This window comes from Actinosynnema sp. NPDC059335 (genome assembly GCF_042752395.1).
In the GTDB taxonomy this organism is placed as follows: Bacteria; Actinomycetota; Actinomycetes; order Mycobacteriales; family Pseudonocardiaceae; genus Actinosynnema.
Genome location: NZ_JBHYXZ010000090.1, coordinates 1 through 5505, shown reverse-complemented (window position 1 = coordinate 5505; position 5505 = coordinate 1). Strand labels below are relative to the sequence as shown.

The window sequence follows — 5505 nt, the reverse complement described above, 5'->3', positions numbered from 1 at the left end:
CGAACGCCCCGCGGGGGTGGGGGGGGGCGGCCGCTCCCCGACCCTCCGCCCCCCCCCCGACCCTCACCCCTGACCGACCTGCTTGCGCGGGTTGTCAGGGATGCGGACCGCAGGTGGGGCACAGCGGGCTCGGTGCGCTCAGCCCGACCACCCTGGACTGGAGCGTGACGATGTTGTACCCGTACTGGCAGTCCGTCCGCAGCGCCGGCACACCGGTGATCAGGCTCATCACCGCGTGCGCGGCCTTGCTTCCCGCGATCGTGGCGGTGATCGCGTTGACCGCCTGCGCCGCCGCCCCCGAACCGGACCCCGGAGACCACTCGGTCCGCGGCGGCAGCGTCGCCTGCCGTGCGTCCTGCTCGGCGTAGAGGCAGTCGTGACATGGTCCGCCCCCGCCGGGCCGGTACAGGCCGATGCTGACCTGTGGTCCGTCGTAGCCGCCGTGCACCCACGCCGTCCCGGTCTCCCGGCACGCCAGATTGGCCCAGGATCGGATCCGCCCGGCGGGCTTGTCCGCCGCCAGCAACAGCACATCGAACCGCGCCGCCAACCCCCGCAGGACAGTCGGGCCGTCGACCACGAGCCGTTCACCGGTGACCTGCACATCCCGGTTGTGGGCACGCAACCGCTGCACCGCCGCCTCGACCTTGAACCTGCCCACGTCGTCCTCGGTGAACAACAGTTGCCGGTTCAGGTTCGACAGCTCCACCACGTCCGGCTCGACGCAGTGCACATGCCCGACCCCGGAGGCCACCAACGCCCACGCGGCGACACCGCCCACGCCACCGATGCCGACCACCACCACCCGCGCCTGCCGCAACAGCAACTGCACGTCCCAGCTCGTCCGGCGCGGTGTGCGGTCCATCCACCGCCACAACCCACGCCCGCGCCCGTAGCGCTCCCGCTCCGCCGCCGACAACCCTTCCGGCACCGGCTCAGCCGCATCCTCCAGATAGCCCTCGCGGATGAGATCGCTGATCGTCGCACGCACCTCGACCTCGGACCGGTCGGGGAACGCGTGGACCAGGTCGGCGACCACCCGGTCCATCGTCCGCGTCCCGTCGAGGGTCTCCAGCAACGCCCACACCCACCCGTCCGGGTCCACCACGGCGGCCTCGATCCCACGGACCGAGCCGATCCGGATACGACCGTCGCCGAGACGAACAGGCCGGTGCTCCCACTTGATCCTCGGGCGAAACATCACAACCCTCCCCATCGACTAGGAATCGCCGTCGTTGCTGAACGTCATCTCCTCATCCACCTCAAGAAACTCGATCACCGCTGCCACCTCCCTTCCCGCGTCGGGAGTCGACGCCGGCGTGGGCGGCGGCCGTGGTCGCCGGGCCCAGGCAGTGCGGCCCGGTCGGGTCGTCCGGGTCCGGCGGGTGGTGGCCGTTGGCGCTCATCGCGGTTCGCCTCCGTTCCGTCCTCCACAGTTCGGGAGGACGAGGAAAGCATCTCCGGCGGGACCGGACAGGAACCGGGACGCAAACCCGGACAACGGGCCGACACCGTGTCCGCCGATCGGGTGAACTCGATGTCTGGTTAACCGATCGGGTGAGACGTGACACGACCGGCGCAACCCCCCCGCGCCGAACCCACACGCCGTCAGCACGGAGACCGCCGGTCGGGTGTGCCGGTGGTGCGGCCGTGTGGACGAGGACGCCGTGGGCTTCTCGGGCGCGGACATGTCGGCACACTGTGTTCCGACAACGCCTACAGGGGGCCAGGGGTGGAGATCCGACTACTAGGCAACGTCGAGATCAGCAACCACGAACGCGTGTTCCACCTGACCAGGCACGGTGAACGATGCCTGCTGGCCGTCCTCGCGCTCGACCTGGGCCGACCGGTCACGAAGACGACCCTGGCCGAGCGCATCTGGGACGACAACGAGGCGCGCGACCGCAAGCAGGACACGCTCCCCACCTACGTCAGCCACGTCCGGACCGCCCTGATCGCGGCGGGCGCGCCGAAGGACTGTCTGCCCGCAGACCGCGCCGCCCGCGGCTACGTGCTGAACGTGGACCCGGACGTGGTCGACTACCACCGGTTCGCCGCCGAGACCCGGGCCGCCCGCGACCACACCGACCACGACCGGCTGCGGCGCGCGCTGGACCTGTGGCGCGGACCGGCACTGTCCGGTCTGGAGGGTCACTGGGCCGACATCCGCCGCCAGCACCTCGACATCGAATACCGCGGCGCCCTGGAAACCCTGCTCACCGCCTACCTGGAGGCGGGCGGCCACGACGAGATGCTGCGGATCCTGCCGTGGCTGGACCAGCGGACGACACCGGACGAGCGGCTGGTGATGCTGGGCGCGGAAGCCTACGCCCGCACGGGCCGTCACACCGAGATCCACGCATGGGCCACCGGCATGGAACGGCGGATGCGCGAGATCCACGACACCGGCCTGTCCGACCGGGCCGTGGCCCGGCTGCGCCGCCTGACCGCTGACCCGACCGGCCCGACGCCCGCCGAGCCGGACCCGCCTGGGCCGCCGTCGGCGATGTTCAGCCTACGCCGGGACATCCCCGACTTCACCGGCCGCGACGACGATCTGCGGGTCCTACTCGACGCGGTCGAGGCCGCCGCCGACGGCCCCACGCGGGCGATCGCGATCCACGCCGTGGACGGGATGCCCGGCGTAGGCAAGACCGCGTTCAGCGTCCACGCCGCACACCGGGTCGCCCACCGCTTCCCCGACGGCAACCTCTTCCTCGACCTGCACGGCCACGACCCCGTCCGCCCACCCCGCACCCCGCTCGACGCGCTCGACTCGTTGCTGACGGCCACCGGCATCGACCCGAAAGCCATCCCGCGCGACCTCGACGACCGGGCCGGCCTGTGGCGCACCCGCGTCGCGGACAAAAGAATCCTGCTGATCCTCGACGACGCCGCCACCCACGACCAGGTCCGGCACCTGCTGCCCGGCACACCGGACAGCCTGGTCCTGATCACCAGCCGCACCCGGCTGGCCGCCCTCGACGGCGTCCGGCCACTCACCCTGGACACCCTGCCCCCCGACGACGCCGTCCGGATGCTGCTCACCCTGTCCGGCCGCCGCCCCGACGACGAGGACCCCGTCGAGCTGCGCCGACTGGTCGAGCTGTGCGGACACCTGCCCCTGGCCATCGCACTGATCGCAGGACAGCTACGCAGCCACCCCACCCACACCGCACGCCACACCGCCGACCGACTCGCCCACACCCACGACCGGTTGACCCACCTGCACACCGGCGACCGGTCCGTACGCGCCGCGTTCGACACCTCCTACCGCGACCTGCCCGCCGATCAACGGCAACTGTTCCGGCTCCTGGGCGTCCACAACGGACCCGACATCGACACCCACGCCGCCGCCGCACTGCACGACACCACACCAGACCAGGCCCGCCACCACCTGGAAGCCCTGCACACCGCGCACCTGCTCCAGGAAACCAGCCCCGGCCGCTACCGACTCCACGACCTGCTCCGCGCCTACGCCCACAACCACGCCGCCGACCTCGACCCCGAATACCGCCACGACGCCACCACCCGCGTCCTGGACCACTACCTGCACACCACCCACACCGCCGCCCAACACCTCCCCACCTACCGCACGCCCGTCACCCCGATCACCCCGACCACACCCCGACACCCCCACCCGATCACCGACGCCGAGCAGGCACGAACCTGGCTCACCACCGAACTGCGCACCCTCGCCGCCGCCATCCACCACGCCGCACACCACACCCACCCCACCCACGCCATCAACCTCGCCACCACCCTCGACGCCTTCCTCTACACCCACGGCCACTGGGAACAAGCCCACACCCTCCACCAGACCGCCCTCCACGCCGCTACCCACACCGGCGACCGGCACGGCCAGGCCACCGCCCTCCACAGTCTTGGCCTCGTGCAGCGCGTGCGGGGTGAGCACGAGGTGGCGGAGGCGACGTTGACCCGTGCCCTGGGCCTGTTCACGGACCTGGGTGACCGGCGCGGTCAGGCCATCGCCCTCCACAGTCTCGGCCTGATGCAGTACATGCGGGGTGAGTTCGGGATGGTGGTGGCGACGTTGACCCATGCGCTGGACCTGTTCACGGACCTAGGCGACCGGCGCGGCCAGGCCACCGCCCTTCACAGTCTTGGCCTCGTGCAGCGCGTGCGGGGTGAGTTCGGGGTGGCGGAGGCGACGTCGACCCGTGCGCTGGATCTGTTCACGGACCTGGGTGACCGGCGCGGTCAGGCCATCGCCCTTCACAGTCTTGGCCTCGTGCAGCGCGTGCGGGGTGAGTTCGGGGTGGCGGAGGCGACGCTGAGTCGTGCGCTGGATCTGTTCACGGACCTGGGTGACCGGCGCGGTCAGGCCACCGCCCTCCACGGTCTTAGCCGCGTGCAGTACCAGCGGGGTGAGTTCGGGGTGGCGGAGGCGACGTCGACCCGTGCCCTGCACCTGTTCACGGACCTAGGCGACCGACACGGTCAGGCCAACGCACTCGACAGTCTCGGCATCGTGCAGCGCGTGCGGGGTGAGTTCGGGGTGGCGGAGGCGACGTCGACCCGTGCGCTGGACCTGTTCACGGACCTGGGCAGCCGACACGGCCAGGCCAACAGCCAGCTGAATCTCGGAATCACCCAAACCCTGCAAGGCGCTCACGAGCCCGCGACCACGAACCTCACGAAGGCCCTCGCCCTGTTCGGCGAGGTCGGCGACCACGACGGAGAAGCCGAGACACGCAACGCCCTGGGCGAGCTCGCGCTTGCCCACCCGGACGCCGGCGACCCCCACACCCATTTCACCACCGCCCTCACCCTCGCCCGCGACACCGGCTCCCGACTCCACGAAGCCAACGCCCTCGCAGGACAGGGACGCTGCCTCCAGCACACCGACCCGGCACGCGCCATCACCCTGCTCCACCAAGCCCTCACCCTCCACCGGGAACTTGACGTCCCCGAAGCGACCCGAACCGCCGCACTCCTCGACACCCTGCAACGCGACCACCCGACCACCCTTGAACCACTCGAGGGTTCCACGCCAGTCCACGACCTCCCCGATGGCCGACCTCCCAGCCACTTGTCAGAGCGACCGACACCTGGTCAAACCCGCACTGCCTAGGTCGATCGCCGTCGAGACGAAGTCCGTGTCGAGTAATTCAGCCTGTGCGGTGACACCGGGAGTTCACACGGGCTGGCGCCAAACCGGCAGCTCGCCGAGCCTGCCTCGCGCCGAACTGCCGTCACTTGGCTTCGAGATGGAACGCCCGAGGTGGGGACGGGCCCACGCGGCCCGCACCCGGCCGCTACTCGGGTGCGGATAGCTCAAACGATGACTCCACCACCAGACTGCCGATACGAAACCGCTGGTCAGCACTGTTCCCATCCTTTGGTACTCCCGCCAGGGACTCGAACGCACACCGCTTCGCTGCCGCATCTGAGCTTCCCCCGATAACCCGAGGCGGTTGTTACCTGGATGCGGTCGGTGCCGCCGGGATGGTAGCTGGCCGGGCCTGAGCGGTGTGCCAGGCG

Annotated in this window: 2 protein-coding genes; one reads left to right on the top strand and one right to left on the bottom strand. The window is 70.7% G+C overall.

What is annotated here, in order from left to right:
* Positions 1–94 precede the first annotated feature (94 nt).
* Positions 95–1201 carry a ThiF family adenylyltransferase gene (locus ACFXGA_RS25425; RefSeq protein WP_378091807.1) on the bottom strand — a complete coding sequence of 369 codons (1107 nt, stop codon included), beginning with the start codon at positions 1199–1201 and terminating at the stop codon, positions 95–97.
* 531 nt (positions 1202–1732) lie between these two features.
* Between ACFXGA_RS25425 and ACFXGA_RS25420 the strand changes: the two genes are divergently transcribed.
* Positions 1733–5095, top strand: coding sequence for a tetratricopeptide repeat protein (locus ACFXGA_RS25420; RefSeq protein ID WP_378091805.1), 3363 nt, complete (start codon positions 1733–1735; stop codon positions 5093–5095).
* Positions 5096–5505 lie beyond the last annotated feature (410 nt).

Coding starts and splice junctions, on each gene's coding strand:
- ACFXGA_RS25425 (WP_378091807.1), bottom strand. CDS start 1,201: ATGTTTCGCCCGAGGATCAAGTGGGAGCACCGGCCTGTTCGTCTCGGC.